17 protein-coding genes are annotated in these 15778 nt (G+C 67.9%); 12 read left to right on the top strand and 5 right to left on the bottom strand.

What is annotated here, in order from left to right:
- Positions 1-214 precede the first annotated feature (214 nt).
- Both FXN61_RS55400 and FXN61_RS17425 read left to right on the top strand, forming a co-directional pair.
- Positions 215-1324: a serine/threonine-protein kinase gene (locus tag FXN61_RS55400; RefSeq protein WP_312877803.1), complete on the top strand. Its 1110-nt coding sequence runs from the start codon at positions 215-217 to the stop codon at positions 1322-1324.
- Complete coding sequence (locus FXN61_RS17425) at positions 1321-1773, top strand: hypothetical protein (RefSeq protein ID WP_167975126.1); 453 nt, start codon at positions 1321-1323, stop codon at positions 1771-1773. Before FXN61_RS55400 ends, FXN61_RS17425 begins: the two co-directional genes overlap by 4 nt.
- A gap of 7 nt (positions 1774-1780) precedes the next feature.
- On the opposite strand, the gene FXN61_RS17420 is transcribed toward FXN61_RS17425, so the two are convergent.
- On the bottom strand, positions 1781-2143 hold the full coding sequence (locus FXN61_RS17420; RefSeq protein ID WP_167975158.1) for a winged helix-turn-helix transcriptional regulator: 363 nt from the start codon (positions 2141-2143) through the stop codon (positions 1781-1783).
- 104 nt (positions 2144-2247) lie between these two features.
- Here FXN61_RS17420 and FXN61_RS17415 point away from each other — a divergent pair, with 104 nt between their 5' ends.
- A complete protein-coding gene (locus tag FXN61_RS17415) occupies positions 2248-3150 on the top strand; it encodes an NADP-dependent oxidoreductase (protein WP_167975125.1) in 903 nt (300 codons plus the stop codon).
- Here FXN61_RS17415 and FXN61_RS17410 read toward each other — a convergent pair whose 3' ends face one another.
- Positions 3151-3408 carry a DUF2631 domain-containing protein gene (locus tag FXN61_RS17410; RefSeq protein ID WP_167975124.1) on the bottom strand — a complete coding sequence of 86 codons (258 nt, stop codon included), beginning with the start codon at positions 3406-3408 and terminating at the stop codon, positions 3151-3153.
- A gap of 217 nt (positions 3409-3625) precedes the next feature.
- On the opposite strand from FXN61_RS17410, the gene FXN61_RS17405 reads away from it, so the two are divergent.
- A complete protein-coding gene (locus FXN61_RS17405) occupies positions 3626-4702 on the top strand; it encodes an ABC transporter ATP-binding protein (protein WP_188135169.1) in 1077 nt (358 codons plus the stop codon).
- Complete coding sequence (locus FXN61_RS17400; protein ID WP_167975123.1) at positions 4695-5834, top strand: polyamine ABC transporter substrate-binding protein; 1140 nt, start codon at positions 4695-4697, stop codon at positions 5832-5834. Before FXN61_RS17405 ends, FXN61_RS17400 begins: the two co-directional genes overlap by 8 nt.
- On the opposite strand, the gene FXN61_RS17395 is transcribed toward FXN61_RS17400, so the two are convergent.
- Together FXN61_RS17395 and FXN61_RS17390 are read right to left on the bottom strand one after the other, a co-directional pair.
- The gene (locus FXN61_RS17395) at positions 5821-6933 is read right to left on the bottom strand and encodes a cytochrome P450 (protein ID WP_167975122.1); all 1113 of its coding nucleotides are present in this window, start codon (positions 6931-6933) and stop codon (positions 5821-5823) included. The genes FXN61_RS17400 and FXN61_RS17395 overlap by 14 nt on opposite strands.
- Positions 6905-7447 carry a TetR/AcrR family transcriptional regulator gene (locus FXN61_RS17390; protein WP_167975121.1) on the bottom strand — a complete coding sequence of 181 codons (543 nt, stop codon included), beginning with the start codon at positions 7445-7447 and terminating at the stop codon, positions 6905-6907. Before FXN61_RS17390 ends, FXN61_RS17395 begins: the two co-directional genes overlap by 29 nt.
- Positions 7448-7491: 44 nt before the next feature.
- On the opposite strand from FXN61_RS17390, the gene FXN61_RS17385 reads away from it, so the two are divergent.
- From FXN61_RS17385 to FXN61_RS17370, 4 genes are all read left to right on the top strand, one after another.
- Entirely contained in the window at positions 7492-8331 is an 840-nt protein-coding gene (locus FXN61_RS17385; RefSeq protein ID WP_312877801.1) for an ABC transporter permease, read from the top strand.
- On the top strand, positions 8328-9131 hold the full coding sequence (locus tag FXN61_RS17380) for an ABC transporter permease (RefSeq protein WP_167975119.1): 804 nt from the start codon (positions 8328-8330) through the stop codon (positions 9129-9131). The genes FXN61_RS17385 and FXN61_RS17380 overlap by 4 nt, the downstream gene beginning before the upstream one ends.
- Before the next feature lie 126 nt (positions 9132-9257).
- On the top strand, positions 9258-10862 hold the full coding sequence (locus FXN61_RS52220) for a sensor histidine kinase (RefSeq protein ID WP_167975118.1): 1605 nt from the start codon (positions 9258-9260) through the stop codon (positions 10860-10862).
- Positions 10859-11509, top strand: a complete 651-nt coding sequence (locus FXN61_RS17370; RefSeq protein ID WP_167975117.1) for a response regulator — start codon at positions 10859-10861, stop codon at positions 11507-11509. Before FXN61_RS52220 ends, FXN61_RS17370 begins: the two co-directional genes overlap by 4 nt.
- Positions 11510-11568: 59 nt before the next feature.
- Here FXN61_RS17370 and FXN61_RS17365 read toward each other — a convergent pair whose 3' ends face one another.
- Positions 11569-11835, bottom strand: a complete 267-nt coding sequence (locus FXN61_RS17365; RefSeq protein ID WP_167975116.1) for a GlsB/YeaQ/YmgE family stress response membrane protein — start codon at positions 11833-11835, stop codon at positions 11569-11571.
- Between the two features lie 134 nt (positions 11836-11969).
- On the opposite strand from FXN61_RS17365, the gene dxr reads away from it, so the two are divergent.
- The 3 genes from dxr to ispG are packed head-to-tail and all read left to right on the top strand — an operon-like array spanning position 11970 to position 15498.
- On the top strand, positions 11970-13100 hold the full coding sequence (dxr, locus tag FXN61_RS17360; protein WP_167975115.1) for a 1-deoxy-D-xylulose-5-phosphate reductoisomerase: 1131 nt from the start codon (positions 11970-11972) through the stop codon (positions 13098-13100).
- A gap of 6 nt (positions 13101-13106) precedes the next feature.
- Positions 13107-14318, top strand: a complete 1212-nt coding sequence (locus FXN61_RS17355) for a M50 family metallopeptidase (RefSeq protein ID WP_312877800.1) — start codon at positions 13107-13109, stop codon at positions 14316-14318.
- Between the two features lie 49 nt (positions 14319-14367).
- On the top strand, positions 14368-15498 hold the full coding sequence (ispG, locus tag FXN61_RS17350; RefSeq protein ID WP_167975155.1) for a flavodoxin-dependent (E)-4-hydroxy-3-methylbut-2-enyl-diphosphate synthase: 1131 nt from the start codon (positions 14368-14370) through the stop codon (positions 15496-15498).
- The last annotated feature ends 280 nt before the right edge of the window (positions 15499-15778 follow it).

The following is a 15778-nucleotide window of genomic DNA, read 5'->3' as shown; positions in this document are numbered from 1 at the left end:
TGGAGATGGTGTCGCAGTTCGGAAGCGGTTTGGCGCCGTGGCTGGCGGCGTCGCGCTTGCTGATCAGGAGAACGGTCGCGCCGACTCCCCCCGCCACGAGACGATCGCGATGGCCGCGATGCCGAGCAGTTCGATCTTCGCCCGATTTGAGTGTCAGCGGACAGAGGCGGACAGGAAGTCAGTCGATAAAACCGTCCGGCTACCATGCGGCTCCGTGGGGGAACCAACCAGACTGGTCGCGGGCAGATACGCGACGATCAGAGAGCTCGGCCGGGGCGGCATGGGGATCGTCTGGCTGGCCGAGGACCGGGTCATCGGGCGGCAGGTCGCGCTCAAAGAGCTGCGCACCACCGAGACCGAGCGCGTGCTGCGCGAAGCCCGCACGGCCGGGCGCCTGAACAGCCCGAACGTCGTCGGCATCTACGACGTGATCGTCGAGCACGGCGTCACGTACCTGGTCATGGAACTGGTCGAGGCGCCCACGCTGTCCGAGGTGATGACCCGGCAGAGCCTCACCGAGGACCAGGTCGCCGACATCGGCCTGCAGACGCTGAACGCGCTGGAGGCGGCGCACGCGGCGGGCATCGTGCATCGGGACGTCAAGCCCAGCAACATCATGGTGCTGCCTGATGGCCGGGTGAAGCTCGCGGACTTCGGCATCGCCCGTGCGATGGACGATCCTGGTCTCACGGCGACCGGCGGCATCATGGGCTCGCCCGGTTACATGGCGCCGGAACTGTTCGCGGGCAAGCAGCCGTCGCCGGCGAGCGACCTGTGGGCGTTGGGCGCCACCATGTTCCACGCCGTGGAGGGCCGCGCGCCGTTCCACCGCGACACGACCGCGGCCACGATGCACGCGATCATGTACGAGGAGCCGGTCCTCCAGCGCACCAGGGGCCCGCTCGGCGACACGATCATGGCGCTGCTCGCCCAGGACGAGACCCGGCGTCTCACGGCGGCCCAGCTGCGGGAGCGGCTCAGCGGCCGCACCACGGTGGTCAAGCCGCTGACGGCGTCCGAAGAGACCGTCGTCATCGAGCCGGTCACCAGCTACGTCGCGCCGAACACTCCGACCCTCGGGGACTGGGACGAGGAGAAGCCCAAGTCCCGCAAGAAGATCGGGGTGTTCGCCGGCGCGCGGCCGCGGTCGTGGTCATCGCGCTCGCCGCGGTGTTCATCCTCAAGCCGGAGACCCAGCAGGGTCAGGCCGCCGCCGCGCAGCAGCGGCCGAGCTCGGAACAGCCGTCGTCGACGGCGAGCAGCACGCCGTCGAGCAGCAGCGCACCGCCGAGCAGCAGTGCCGCACCGTCCAGTCAGGCGGTGAGCAGTCCGAAGCCCACCCAGACCACGCAACCGGGCCAGCCTCAGCCGACGACGCAACCGAAGCCGCCACGGCAGACGCTCGCGCTGAACCGGCATCTCAAGAACGGCACCTTCCACTTCAGCGGCACTTCGAGCGTGGGCGCTCCCGCTGGCTTCAGCGTTGAACCCACCGGAGGGCTCGGCAAACTGCTGGCAGAGCCCGAACCGAACGCCAAGCCGCTGTACGCCTGCCGCATCAACAACTCCGAGGACCACATGACGTCGCCCTCCTCGACCTGCGAGGGACAGACGGTGCTTGGAACTCTCGGTTACATCTTCACGCAGAAGCCGTCCGACACCCCGTCGCTGCCGCTGTACCGCTGCCTGTTCAACGGCACCCACTTCGACTCGATCCATGCGAACTGCGAGGGGTACAAGCTGGAGTGGCAGTTCGGGTGGACCGTCCAGTGACCGCCGGTCAGCGGGCCTTGGCGGGCTCCAGGCCGAGCGGCTCCGAGTTGTCGAACGTCTCCCGCGCTTCGGCGACCGACTCGTAGTTCCGCTGTGCCCACGATCGCAACGCGGCCAGAGGTTCGGTGACGCTGCGACCGAGCTCTGTCAGCTCGTATTCGACGCGCAACGGCACCGAGGGGTAGACCGTGCGCGTGACGAGCCCATCGCGCTCCAACGTGCGCAACGTCTGTGTGAGCATCTTCTGGCTGACGCCCTCCAACCGGCGCTTCAGCTCGCCGAACCTCTTGGGCCCGTCCTCCAACGCGCCGATCGCTAGAGCCGTCCACTTCGATGCGACCATGTCCAGCAGGTCGCGGCACGGGCACATCTTGAGGTAAACGTCCCTGATCACGGCATAGTTTCTATCAGGTACCTAGTGCACTATCCAGTGCCTAATTGTCAATGGAGACCAGCTCTCTCAAGCTAGTACGCATGCGAGCGATCACTCAGAACGAGTTCGGCGGCGCCGAAGTCCTCACCCTCACCGACCTTCCCAAGCCCACCCCGCTTCCGACGGAGGTGCTGGTCAGGGTGCACGCGGCCGGCGTGAACCCGGTCGACTGGAAGACCCGCGACGGTGGTGGCATGGCGGGCATGCAGACTCTGCCGCTGGTTCTCGGCTGGGACGTCTCCGGCGTCGTCGAGGAGGTCGGCTTCGGCGTCACGACCCTCAAGGCCGGCGACGAGGTCTACGGCATGCCGCGCTTCCCGCACGCCGCGAACGCCTACGCCGAGTACGTCACCGCGCCGTCCCGCCACTTCGCGAAGAAGCCGAAGAACCTCACGCACGTCGAGGCGGCCGGTCTTCCGCTGGCCGCGCTCACCGCGTGGCAGATCCTCGTCGACACGGCCGACGTGCGGGCGGGCGAGAAGGTGCTGGTCACGGCTGCGGCGGGTGGCGTCGGCCACCTCGCGGTCCAGATCGCGAAGGCGCGCGGCGCGTACGTCATCGGTACCGCGCGTGAGCCCAAACACACGTTCCTGAAGGACCTCGGCGCCGACGAGGTGATCGACTACACGCGGGGGAACTACGACGGCAGCGACATCGACGTGTTCGTCGACCTGGTCGGTGGCGCGTCACCGGCGTCGGTGCGTCCCGGCGGGCTGTTCGTCGGCGTGCCGTCCGGAGTGGACAGCGCGATCCGTGACGACATCAGGACCAGCCCGATCCTGGTCGAGCCCGACCGCGCGGGACTGGAGGCGATCACCGCGCTCGTCGAGTCCGGTGAGCTCAGGGTCCACGTCGACGCGACGTTCCCGCTCGAAGACGCCGGAAAGTCGCATGCCCTGGGCGAGACGGGTCGCACCCTGGGCAAGATCGTGCTGGTGGTCTAGCTAGCGGCGCCAGGACGTCCGGCGACGAGCGGCGTCCCACACCAGCAGCGCGATGATGACCACACCGGTGACGACGAGGTAGACGTTCTCGGTCTGACCGTGGTGGTTGCCGATCAGCATCAGGAAGCAGAAGACCGCGGAGGCCCAGCCGGCGATGCGGGTGGCCTTGGGCAGCGTGCCGTGCCAGCCCCACTCGTGCGACGGCTCCTCGTGAGGGTCGACGGCAGGACGCTTGTCCAGTTCCGAGGACGAAGCCACGGTTTCCTCCACTGCTCATCCGGATTACGAGGTCATCGTCGCACATGTGAGTGAGTCCGGATGTGTGAGGTCGCGCGCGCGGCTTACCGGCGAGGTCGTGCGCCGTTACGCTCAGCGCGGCCACACCCGTTCGATCTTCGAAGGCGCCTCGACTTGACCGGTCTTCTCTCCTGCGGAGGCCTCCACCCCGGACACGTTCGCCCCCGTCGAGATCGGTCTGCACGGGGTGCGCAAACGCTTCTCCGACCAGGTGGCGGTCGACGGCGTCTCGCTGAACGTCCACGAGGGCGAGTTCTTCTCGGTGCTCGGTCCGTCCGGCTGCGGCAAGACCACGGTCCTGCGCATGATCGCCGGGTTCGTCGACCCCGACGAGGGCCGCATCGAGCTCGACGGCAACGACATGGTGGGCGTCCCTCCGTACCGGCGGGACGTCAACACCGTCTTCCAGTCGTACGCGCTGTTCCCGCACATGTCGGTGTGGGACAACGTTGCCTACGGCCTGCGCCGCAAGAAGATCCGCAGCGACGAGGTGAAGAAGCGCGTCGGCGAGCACCTCGAACTCGTACGGCTGTCCCAGTTCACGAAGCGCAGGCCGGCCCAGCTGTCGGGCGGTCAGCAGCAGCGCGTCGCCATCGCCCGTGCGCTCGCGGCTGGTCCGCGGCTGCTTTTGCTGGACGAACCGCTCGGTGCGCTCGACGCCAAGCTCCGCAAGGAGTTGCAAATCGAGCTCATGCGCATCCAGCGCGAGGTTGGCACGACGTTCCTCTACGTCACGCACGACCAGGAAGAGGCGCTGGTCCTGTCGCACCGCATCGCTGTCATGAACGCGGGCAAGATCGAGCAGGTCGGCTACCCCGAGGACGTCTACGAACGCCCCGCCACCAGGTTCGTCGCCGGTTTCATCGGCACGTCCAACATCCTCGACGCCGAAGTGTCTGGTGTGGACGGTGAGTTCGCCGAACTCTCGGCTCCTGGCGCCACCCGGCTGCGCGCCCGGTTCTCCGGAAGCGTCAGCCACGGCCAGAAGGTCGCCGCGACCGTGCGCCCCGAGAAGGTGCACCTCTTCAACGACAACGCCGAGCCGCCGACCGGCTGGTGCGTGCTTCAAGGCGTGGTCCACGACGTCGTCTACACGGGCGTGTCCACGCAGTTCGTGGTCGACACTCCTGGCGGCGAGCTGGTGGCGTTCGTGCAGCACGCCCAGCGCATCGACGACGCCGGCGCTCCTGGCCAGCCGGTGCGCATGGCGTGGGACCCCGAGTTCACCGTCATGCTGGAGAAAGCGGATGGCTGAACGGAAGGTCCGGATCGCCAGGCTGTGGGACGTCGACAGCCCGAGGGTGACCCGGCGGACGATGCTGAGCTCGATGACGTTCTTCGCGCTCGCCGCCTGCGCCGTCGGCCCGGCGCCCACGAACACCGGCGGCCCCAGCGGTGCCGGGAAGGCCGCGAACCTGAAGAACGAGCCCGCGGTCAACTTTTACAACTGGACCGACTACATCTCGCCGGAGACGTTGCCGGGCTTCACGTCCGCGTCCGGCATCGAGGTCACGTACGACAACTTCTCCACCAACGACGAGATGGAAGCCAAGATCGCGTCCGGCCAGGCCGGATATGACCTGGTGGTGCCGAGCGACAACTTCCTGCGCCGCTTCCTGCGGTCCGGCTTGCTCCAGCCACTGGACCACGACGCGATCCCGAACCTCAAGAACCTGGAGCAGCGGTTCGTGGAGGCCGAGTACGACGCCGGCAACAGGTACTCCGTCCCGTGGGCGTGGGGCACGACCGGTCTCGCGTACTCGAAGTCGCAGATCGGCGGAGAGGTCACCGGCTTCGACGCCTACGACCTGCCGAACGCGCAGGGCCGCAGCTCGATCCTCGACGAGGCACGTGACGGCATGGCGATCGGCCTGCTGAAGCTCGGCCACGACCCGAACACCACCGACGCGAAGCAGATCGACGACGCGGCGAACTTCCTGCTGTCGTTGAAGAAGAAGCTCGGGCAGATCACCTCCGACGTGATCGAGCCGCTGACGTCCGGTCAGGTGCGGCTCGCCCAGGCGTACTCCGGTGACGCGTTCCAGGCGCGAGAGACCAACGACGACATCGGCTACGCCATCCCGGCGGAGGGCGGACTGTCCTACGTGGACTTGCTCGTCATCCCGAAAGACGCGCCGCACGCCGAGAACGCGCACCGGTTCATCGACTACATCCTTGGCCCGGAAACGGGTGCGGCGCTGTCCAACGCCGTTCGGTACGGCAGCCCCAACGTCGCCGCGAAGCCGTTGATCGACAAGGATCTGCTGAACGACCCGGTGGTCTACCCGCCGGAGGAACAGCTGAAGAAGCTCCCGTTCACCAAGGACCTCGGCGGCGACGTCGAGGCGCGGTACGCCGACGCCTGGACGAAGGTCAAGACCGGCTGACCGGGAAGGACTTCAAGCCCCGGATCACCACCGAGTCGCGGAACGTCACCGGGCCCGCCTGCTTCAGGTCCGGCATCCGGCGAGCCAGCGCGCGGAACGCCACGTCGCCCTCCATGCGCGCGAGCGTCGCGCCCAGGCAGTAGTGGATGCCGCTGGAGAACGCGAGGTGCTCCGGCTTCTGCACCCGCATCACGTCGAACCTGTGCGCCTCCGGGTAGACGTCCGGGTCGCGGTTCGCCGCGCCGATGATGATGTTGACCAGCTCGTCCTTGCCGATCTCGCCGACCTGTTCGTGGGCGATGCGGCTGGTCATCTGCACCGGGGCCGCCCAGCGCAGCGTCTCCTCGACGACATCGGGCGCGAGGCCGGGGTTGGCTTTGAACAGCGCCCACTGCGCCGGGTGGTCGAGCAGTGCCCGCGTGCCGTTGCCGATCAGGTTCACCGTGGTCTCGAACCCGGCGACCAGCAGCAGCACCAGCGTGCCCATCACCTCCTGCGCGGTGAGCTTCTTCTCCGCCTCGGCCGCCACCAGCGAGCTGATCACGTCGTCGCCCGGCCGCGCGCGGCGCTCGGCGATGAGCCGCTCGAACAACTCGAGCACCTTGTCGTTGGCATGCGCCATCTCCGGGGTGACGCCGCTGTCGAACGAGGCGGCGACGAGCGCGCCGTAGTCGGCGAACTCGGCGGTGTCGGAGTCCGGAATGCCGAGCAGATCGCTGATCACCGCGATCGGCAGCGGTGCGGCGAAGTCGGCGATCAGGTCGAACTCGTCGGCGTCCAGCAGCGACTCCGCGACCTTCTCGACGCGAGTCCGGTACTCGTCGATCTTCTTCGGGCTGAACGCGGGCATGGCGAGCCTGCGCAGCCTGGTGTGGTCCGGTGGGTCCGTCTCCAGGAACGACTCGGGCAGCAGGCCGCCGCCCGGATACGTGCCGTCGGAGTACCGGACGCCGAAACGCTGATTGCGCAGGATCTTGTTCGACAGCGAGTGGCTCGTTGTCGCCCACATGCCGCTGTCACGCACGAGCGGTCCTAGCGCGCGCACCTGCTCGTAGATCGGGTGTGGGTCTTCATGGCCGGTCAACTGCTCGAACGTCATTGCGTACCCCCTCGAACACCGTGGTCAGCACGAACCGGGGAGCATCGAGCGGCGCCAGCCGACCGGCGACGATCGCCTCCCAGGCGTTGAAGAGCCCGCCGTAGAGGGTGTGCAGGATCCACCACGCGGGCAGGTCGCGGCGCAGTCTGGTGCCCTGCAGCCGGGTGATCAGGTCGAGCACCGGCTGGTCCAGCGTGAGGATGCGGGCGTGCACTTCCACGTCCCGCTCCAGTCCGGGAAAGCGCATCAGGAACTCCACCCGCGGGCCGAGCGCGACCAGTCGCGTCACGAGGTCCTCGATCGCGTCGTCCGCGCCGAAGTCCACCTGGGACAGCACGGATTCGACGAGGTCGAGCGCGTCGTTCGCGATCGCCCGGATCAGCGCCGTCCGGGTGGGAAAGCGCTTGTGGAGTGTGGTCCTGCCGACACCTGCCGCCTTGGCGACGTCGCCTAGGGACGCCGTCGGGTCCTTGAGCAGCGCGGACGTCGCCGTCTGCAGCAGGTGAACACTCATGTTCACAACGGTACACGAATGTTCACATGGCAGGATGTGGTTCCGTGCTCCGACGGTGGCTGAAGGCCAACGCACTCCTCGCCCCGACCGGGGTCTGGCTGGGAATCTTCCTGATCGCGCCGCTCGTCGTGGTGGTCGAGTTCAGCTTCGCAACGCGGGACACGGGTGTGGCGCGTGCGGTGCTGCCGTGGACGACACAGGCCTACCTGACGGCGCTCGACCCGGCGTTCCTGCCGATCTTCGGGCGGGCGCTGGTGTACGCCGTCGCCACGACGGCCGCGTGCCTGCTGCTCGGTTTCCCGCTGGCGTGGTTCATCGCGCGCCACGGCGGCAGGTACCGGACGGCCTTGCTCGCGGCGGTGCTGATCCCGTTCTGGTCGAGCTACCTCGCGCGGATCTACGCCTGGAAGGCGCTGCTGGACGGCGAGGGGCTGGTGAACACCGTGCTCGGGTGGGTCGGGCTCGGTCGCGACGGCGGGTTCTTGCTCACGCACGGCGCTGTCGTCCTGGGCCTGACGTACGGATTCCTGCCGTTCATGGTGCTGCCGCTGTACGTGGCGTGCGAGAGGTTCGACGTCCGGCTGGTGGAGGCGTCGTACGACCTGGGGCACGGGCGCGTGTCGACGTTCTTCCGCGTGGTGCTGCCGGGGGTGATGACCGGCGTGCTGGCGGGGTCGCTGCTGGTGCTGGTGCCCGCGGCGGGTGACTTCGTGACGCCGAAGCTGCTCGGCGGCGTCGGCCAGTCGACGTTCGGGTCGGTGATCGACGACCAGTTCCGCGGCGGCAACAACTGGCCTTTGGGGTCGGCGATGGCGGTCCTGCTGCTGGTGCTGGTGGTTCTGGTGCTCGTGCTGCGCGGACGACGAGGGGAGGACGTGCTGTGAACCGTCGTCCGTGGGTGCTCGGCGCTGTCGTCACAGCGGTTTTCCTCTTTCTGTACGCGCCCATCGCGTGGCTTGCCATCGCGTCGTTCAACTCGTCGCGGTCGTTGTCGCGGATCAGCGGGTTCTCCCTCCAGTGGTACGCGGAGCTGGCCGACGACACGCGGGTCTTCGACTCCCTGCGGCTGACCCTGCAGCTCGCGCTGGCGTCCGCGGTGATCTCGACGGTGATCGGGACGCTGGCGGCGTTCGGGCTGCGGCGGGCGTTCGCCGGTCGCGGCCTGTGGACGGTCCTGCTGTCGCTGCCGCTGGTGGTGCCCGAGGTCGTCATGGGCGTGGCGATGCTGGGGTTCTTCGTGAAGCTCGCCGGCGTTCCGCTCGGGTTCGGCGCGCTGCTGTTCGCGCACGTGGCGTTCTCGCTGAGCTTCGTGGTCGTCGTGGTGCGGTCGCGGGTGTCCGGAATGGACGTCCGGATGGAGGAGGCCGCCGCCGATCTCGGGGCGTCGCCGTTCGTCGCCTTCCGGACCGTGACGCTGCCTCTGGTGGCGCCCGCAGTGGTGGCCGGTGCCGCGTTCGCGTTCCTGCTGTCGTTCGACGACGTGGTGATCTCGTCGTACCTGACCGGTGTCGGGTCGACGACGCTGCCGGTGTTCGTCTACGCGCAGGCGTCCAAGCGCGGGATCTCGCCGGAGATCGTGGCGCTGTCGACGTTGATGGTGACGGCGACCGCGCTGCTGTTGATCATCGGTGTGGTGATCGCGTCGTGGCGAGCCAGTGCTGGTTCACGAGTAACCAGTAGATGAGCGGCGTGCTCACAGCGCTGGCCGCGCAGAACCGGCCGCGCAGAACCGGTGTGCGTCAACTTTCGTCGCGGAGATTCGATACTCCAGCGTGCCGCGCGGACATGGGACGTCTCGTAGCTTGAGAGCGTGATTACTGCTGTGCGGACCAGGGCCGAGGCGTTCTACGCCGACACCCTGACCCGGCTCAAAGCGCTGACCCCGGTGCGGGTCGTCGGTGACGTCATCGTCATGGTCGCCGTGATCCTGCTGGACCTGTGGCCGGGGCCGTGGGCGGAGCAGAAGGCGTCGGGCTGGACGGTCGTCGCGTTCATCGCCGTCTACCTGGTGCTGCTTCCGTTGCGGCACCTGCTGCCGGCGACGGTCATGATCGGGGGTGCGGCGATCCCGTTCCTCGGGCCCGCGCTCATGGTCGTGCTGAGCTACACGGCAGGCCGCCGGATCGAGTCGTGGGTCAAGGCGGTGGTGTCGACCGCGATCACGTTCGTCGTCGTGGTGCTGCTGTGGGACTGGGACGCGCGGCCGATCGACATCGAACCGGTCTACGGGATGCTGATCCTGGTCACGATCTTCGGCGTGGGTGTGGCGCTGCCGTTCCTCGTCGGGCGGTACCTGGCGCAACGTGAGGCGCTGGTGCAGGCGATGCAGGACCGCGAGGCGCGGATGCACGTCGAGCACAGGATGCTGTCCCGGCAGGTCCGTCTGCGCGAACGCAGCCGCATCGCCCAGGACATGCACGACAGCCTGGGCCACCGGCTCTCGCTGATCTCCGTGCACGCCGGCGCGCTGGCGCTGGACCCGTCGCTGGGGGAGAAGCAGCGCGAGGCGATCGGGGTGCTGCGCTCAGCGGCGTTGACCGGCATGGAGGAGCTGCGAGCCATCATCGGCGTGTTGCGAGCGGAGGACGGTCCCGACGACGACCCCGCGACACGGACCGTGGAGTCCATCGACTCGTTGGTGGGCGACGCGCGCAAGGCCGGTGTGCTGGTGAGCCTCGTACGTGGTGGGCAGGCACACCCGTTGCCATCACGTGTGTCGCACGCGGCCTATCGCGTCGCGCAGGAAGGCCTCACGAACGCGTCCAAGCACGCGCCGGGCGCGGCCGTGCAGGTGACCGTGAAGTACGAGCCGGACGCGCTGGTCGTGGAGGTGCGGAACAACCCGTCACGCAACGGTTCGCCGGGCGGAGTGCCGGGGGTCGGCCTGATCGGGCTCTCCGAACGCGTACGCCTGGCGGGCGGCATCCTGCACGTCGGCGGGCTGCCGTCGGGCGGCTTCCGGATCGCGGCCGTCTTGCCGTACGAGGAGACGGCGCTCCCCGACGAGCCCGAGGACGAGCAGGACGAGACGGAGTCACCGCGGGGGATCCGCAAGTGGGCGGGCATCGGGTCGATCGCGGGCGCGTCGATCGTGCTGACCGTCATCATCGGCGGCTTCACCTACCTCGGCGCGCAGCCGGTGACGGAGGTCGTGACGCAGCAGAACCTCGACAGGATCCAGGAGGGACAGCCGGAGGCCGAGGTGATGGCGCTGCTGCCCGCCGGCGACGAACCCCTGGTCGGTGACGGTGAACGCAAGTCGCAGGCCTCACCGGAACTGCCGGGCGCGCGTTGCGTCTACCACATCACCGACGAGCAGTCGTACCTCGCGAAGGGCACACGGGTGGTGCGTTTCTGCTTCCGGGACGGCAAGCTGATCGAGAAGAAGATCCACGTCCAGAGGAACAACTCATGATCCGGGTGCTCATCGCCGACGACGAGCCGCTGATGCGGGCCGGCATCAAGGCCATTCTCGGCACCGCTGACGACATCGAGGTGGTGGCGGAGGCCGGCGACGGCCGCGAGGCCCTGCAGATCGTGCGCGAGCGCCGCGTCGACGTCGCCGTGCTGGACATCCGCATGCCGCGGATGGACGGGCTGGCGTGCGCCAAGGAGCTTCGCGTGGTCGCGCCGTCCGTGCGGATCGTGATGCTGACGACGTTCGGCGAGGACGAGAACATCGTGCGGGCGCTGTCGGACGGCGCCGCCGGGTTCCTGCTGAAGGACTCCGCGCCCGAGGAGCTGTTGCGTGCCGTGCGCGCGGTGAACAACGGCGAGGCGTACCTGTCGCCGATGGTCACGTCGCGCGTGGTCGGCATGGTGGCGACATCTGGCCAGCCGAAGCGGCAGGAGGCGCAGAAAGCCGTCGCCGGGCTGACCGAGCGCGAGGTCGAGGTGCTGGCGCTGCTCGGGCAGGGCATGTCGAACGCGGACGTCGGCACGAAGCTGCACATGTCCGAGGCGACCGTGAAGACCTACGTGTCGCGCTTGCTCGCGAAGCTGGGGCTGACGAACCGGGTGCAGGCGGCGCTGCTCGCACGGGACGCGGGGATCGCGAACTAGTCAAGACACGGCGAAGGCCGTTCGGGTGACACCCGAACGGCCTCAAACGTCTCAAGCGGCTAAACGCGGCTTCGCCTGCCTGTTACCAGGCGGTAGACGCCGAGCAGGACCAACGATCCGACGATCGCCAGCAGCCAGGTCCTCAGGTCGAAGAAGGACCCGAGATCGGTCCCGAAGAGCGCGGATCCGATGAACCCACCCAGAATCGCTCCCACGATGCCGAGCAGCATCGTGATGATGAAACCACCGGGGTCGTTACCAGGCATGATTGCTTTGGCGATGGCGCCGGCCAGCAGACCGAGCACGATCCATCCCAGGATGCCCACGGAGAGTCTCCTTCCATCCGCTGTCGCGAAGGGAATGCCCCCGAACTGGCGACTTCACGCCTCCAAAACCGCTCCGTTATCAAAGTAACGGGCTGTGCCGGGCTCTCAGGCACTCTCCGGAACAATGAGGGGCGATGAGTACTCCACGCACTGTCCTGATCCTGGGATCGACCGGCTCCGTCGGCACCCAGGCGCTCGACGTCATCCGCCGCAACCGCGACCGCTTCCAGGTCGTGGGGCTCGGTGCGGGTGGGCGTCAGCTGGACCTGCTGAAACAGCAGGCAGCAGAGTTCGACGTGCCCGTAGTCGCCGTCGCGAACGGCGCGGACGTTCCCGGCGTCAAGACGCTGACCAGCATGGTCGACCTGATCGAAGCGTGTCCCGCTGACGTCGTCCTCAACGCCATGGACGGGTCCAGGGGGCTCGAGCCGTCGCTGAAGGCGCTGGAGGTCGGCGCCACGCTCGCGCTCGCCAACAAGGAGTCGCTCATCGCGGGCGGGCCGCTCGTGCTGAAGGCGGCCAAGCCCGACCAGATCGTACCGGTCGACTCCGAGCACTCGGCGCTCGCGCAGTGCCTTCGCGGTGGCGCGTCGCACGAGGTGCACAAGCTGGTGCTGACCGCGTCCGGCGGGCCGTTCCGCGGAAGGACGCGCGAGGACCTCGCCGGCGTCACCGTGCAGCAGGCCATGGCGCACCCGACCTGGTCGATGGGCCAAGTGGTCACGATCAACTCGGCGAACCTGGTGAACAAGGGCCTCGAGCTGATCGAGGCGCATCTGCTGTTCGGGGTGCCGTACGACCGCGTCGACGTCGTGGTGCACCCGCAGTCCATCATTCACTCGATGGTGACCTTCACGGACGGTTCGACGCTGGCCCAGGCCTCGCCGCCGGACATGCGCCTTCCGATCTCACTGGGCCTCGGATGGCCCGAGCGCGTAGCGGGTGCCGCGACCGCCTGTACCTTTGACACCGCCACCTCGTGGACGTTCGAACCGTTGGACAGCGTCACGTTCCCGGCTGTCGAGCTGGCACGGCAGGCGGGTACGACGGGCGGATGTCTGCCCGCGATCTACAACGCCGCGAACGAAGAGGCACTCGCCTCCTTCGTCGCGGGCAAGACGTCGTTCCTGTCGATCGTGGACACCATCGGCCAGGTTCTCGGCGAGGCAAGTGATTGGCGGAGTGACCCCGCGGACGTCGCGGAGGTCCTCGCCGCCGAGGACTGGGCACGCGCACGTGCCCGCGAGCTGGTTGGAAGGAACTGAACTTTCGTGAACACATTCATCAACATCCTCGGGGTGCTGTTGTTCGCGTTCGGCATCGCGGTGTCCATCGCGCTGCACGAGTTCGGGCACCTGCTGACCGCGAAGGCCTTCGGCATGAAGGTCACCCGCTACTTCATCGGCTTCGGCCCCAAGCTCTTCTCGTTCCGCAAGGGCGAGACCGAGTACGGCCTGAAGGCGATCCCGGCAGGCGGCTTCTGCGAGATCACCGGCATGACGGCCCTCGAGGACGTGCACCCGGACGACCGCAAGCGCGCCTTCTACAACCACAAGGTGTGGAAGCGCGTCGTCGTGCTGTCCGCCGGGTCGATCACGCACTTCATCCTCGGCTTCTTCATCCTGCTGTTCCTCGCGATGTCGCTGGGCCTGCCGAACAACAAGGACCTCCCGGTCCTCGCCGAGATCACGCCGTGCGTGCAGAACCACACCGTCGGCCTCGAGGCACCGTGCGCGCCGGGCGCCCCGGCCCCGGCCAAGGACGCGGGTCTCCAGGCGGGCGACCAGGTCACGTCCATCGCGGGCAAGCCCATCACGACGTGGTCGGAGATGCTGCGGATCACCCGCGACCTGAGCGGCCCCACCGAGTTCAAGGTGCTGCGCGACGGCAAGGAGATCGCCCTCACGGTGAACGTGCCGAAGGTCACCCGCGAGGTCACCGACGGCAAGGGCGGCCGCGAGGTCAAGGAGGTCGGCGCCATCGGCGTCACCTGGCAGCAGAACTTCGAGTACAGCCCGCTGGCGGCGGTCCCGGCATCCATCGCATTCACCGGCGACATGTTCGTGAACACCTGGAAGGGCCTCATGCGCTTCCCGGAGCGCATCCCGGCCGTGGTCAAGGCCATCGGCGGCGGCGAACGCGACCTCGACACCCCGATCTCCGTCGTGGGCGCCTCGCGCCTGGGCGGCGACGCGGCCGAGCGCGGTCTGTGGGCGTTCTTCATCCTGATGCTGGCAGGCCTGAACTTCTTCGTCGGTGTGTTCAACCTCCTGCCGCTGCTCCCGCTTGACGGTGGTCACATCGCCGTCAACCTCTACGAACGGGTGCGAGACTGGATTCGGAAGCTGCGCGGGAAGCCCGCCGGCGCCCCGGTCAACTACATGCGCCTGCTGCCCCTCACCTACGTGGTCATCTTCATAGGCGGCGCCATCACGCTGCTGACCGTGACCGCCGACATCGTCAACCCGATCAGGTTGCAGTAGTGATTTACGGAAAGGTGCACAATCCATGAGTGACGGCGTGATGCTCGGAATGCCGGCACTGCCGCCGCCGGTGCTGTCGGAACGTCGCAAGACCAGGCAGCTGATGGTGGGCAACGTCGGTGTCGGCAGCGAGTTCCCCGTCTCCGTCCAGTCGATGACGACGACCCTGACGTCGGACGTCAACGCGACGCTGCAGCAGATCGCGGAGCTCACCGCGTCCGGCTGCGACATCGTCCGAGTCGCCTGCCCCTCGCAGGACGACGCGGACGCCCTGCCGGCGATCGCCAAGAAGTCCCAGATCCCGGTGATCGCGGACATCCACTTCCAGCCGAAGTACGTCTTCGCCGCCATCGAAGCCGGCTGCGCTGCCGTCCGCGTGAACCCCGGCAACATCCGCAAGTTCGACGACCAGGTGAAGGAGATCGCGGCCGCCGCCAAGGACCACGGCACCCCGATCCGAATCGGCGTCAACGCCGGTTCGCTCGACCCCCGCCTGCTGAAGAAGTACGGCAAGGCCACCCCGGAGGCCCTCGCCGAGTCGGCGATGTGGGAAGCCTCGCTCTTCGCGGAGCACGACTTCCACGACATCAAGATCTCGGTGAAGCACAACGACCCGGTGGTCATGGTGCGCGCCTACGAACTGCTCGCCGAGCAGTGCGACTACCCGCTGCACCTGGGCGTCACGGAGGCGGGCCCCGCCTTCCAGGGCACCATCAAGTCGGCAGTGGCGTTCGGCGCCCTCCTCCGCCAGGGCATCGGCGACACCATCCGCGTGTCGTTGAGCGCCCCACCGGTCGAGGAGATCAAGGTCGGCCACCAGATTCTGCAGTCGCTGAACCTGCGGCCGCGCAAGCTGGAGATCGTGTCCTGCCCGTCCTGCGGTCGCGCGCAGGTCGACGTCTACACGCTGGCCGAGCAGGTCACCGCGGGCCTTGAGGGCATGGAGGTGCCGCTGCGCGTCGCGGTCATGGGCTGCGTCGTGAACGGCCCTGGTGAGGCCCGTGAGGCCGACCTCGGCGTCGCGAGCGGCAACGGCAAGGGCCAGATCTTCGTGAAGGGCAAGGTCATCAAGACCGTGCCGGAGCACGCGATCGTAGAAACCCTCATCGAAGAGGCCATGCGCTTGGCCGAGGAGATGGAGCCGGTCGAGGGCGAAGCCCCGGCCGTCACTGTCGGCTAGACGCCTAGCAGTCAGGCTGCACAACGCCCCGGTCCGCTGCGCGGACCGGGGCGTTGTGCTTTCAGGCGCACGAGGCCAAACGATCACCGCGAAGGCGCAGCCGAGCAGTCCTTCACACAGCCAGTGGGTGGGGTGGTCCCGTCACGAGTCGTGCTGACGCGTTTTGCCGCGCCCTGGGCGCGGCTGCCTCCGTGCGACTCGTGACGGGACCACCCCACACCCCAAACACCTACGCAACAGCAAGCCGCCAAAAGCAACAGGCGTGCCATCAACCCGCAGG

It is taken from the genome of Lentzea indica (genome assembly GCF_012184385.1).
Taxonomy (GTDB): Bacteria; Actinomycetota; Actinomycetes; order Mycobacteriales; family Pseudonocardiaceae; genus Lentzea; species Lentzea indica.
The sequence above is the reverse complement of the archived record's forward strand: the minus strand, read 5'-3'. Positions and strand labels throughout refer to the sequence as shown.

What these genes read in the sequence shown, in the direction of transcription:
- ispG (WP_167975155.1), top strand. Translation starts at nt 14,368, where the DNA reads ATGCCGGCACTGCCGCCGCCGGTGCTGTCGGAACGTCGCAAGACCAGG.
- FXN61_RS17400 (WP_167975123.1), top strand. Translation starts at nt 4,695, where the DNA reads ATGGCTGAACGGAAGGTCCGGATCGCCAGGCTGTGGGACGTCGACAGC.
- FXN61_RS17395 (WP_167975122.1), bottom strand. Translation starts at nt 6,933, where the DNA reads ATGACGTTCGAGCAGTTGACCGGCCATGAAGACCCACACCCGATCTAC.
- FXN61_RS17420 (WP_167975158.1), bottom strand. Translation starts at nt 2,143, where the DNA reads ATGTGCCCGTGCCGCGACCTGCTGGACATGGTCGCATCGAAGTGGACG.
- dxr (WP_167975115.1), top strand. Translation starts at nt 11,970, where the DNA reads ATGAGTACTCCACGCACTGTCCTGATCCTGGGATCGACCGGCTCCGTC.
- FXN61_RS17390 (WP_167975121.1), bottom strand. Translation starts at nt 7,447, where the DNA reads ATGAGTGTTCACCTGCTGCAGACGGCGACGTCCGCGCTGCTCAAGGAC.
- FXN61_RS17370 (WP_167975117.1), top strand. Translation starts at nt 10,859, where the DNA reads ATGATCCGGGTGCTCATCGCCGACGACGAGCCGCTGATGCGGGCCGGC.
- FXN61_RS17415 (WP_167975125.1), top strand. Translation starts at nt 2,248, where the DNA reads ATGCGAGCGATCACTCAGAACGAGTTCGGCGGCGCCGAAGTCCTCACC.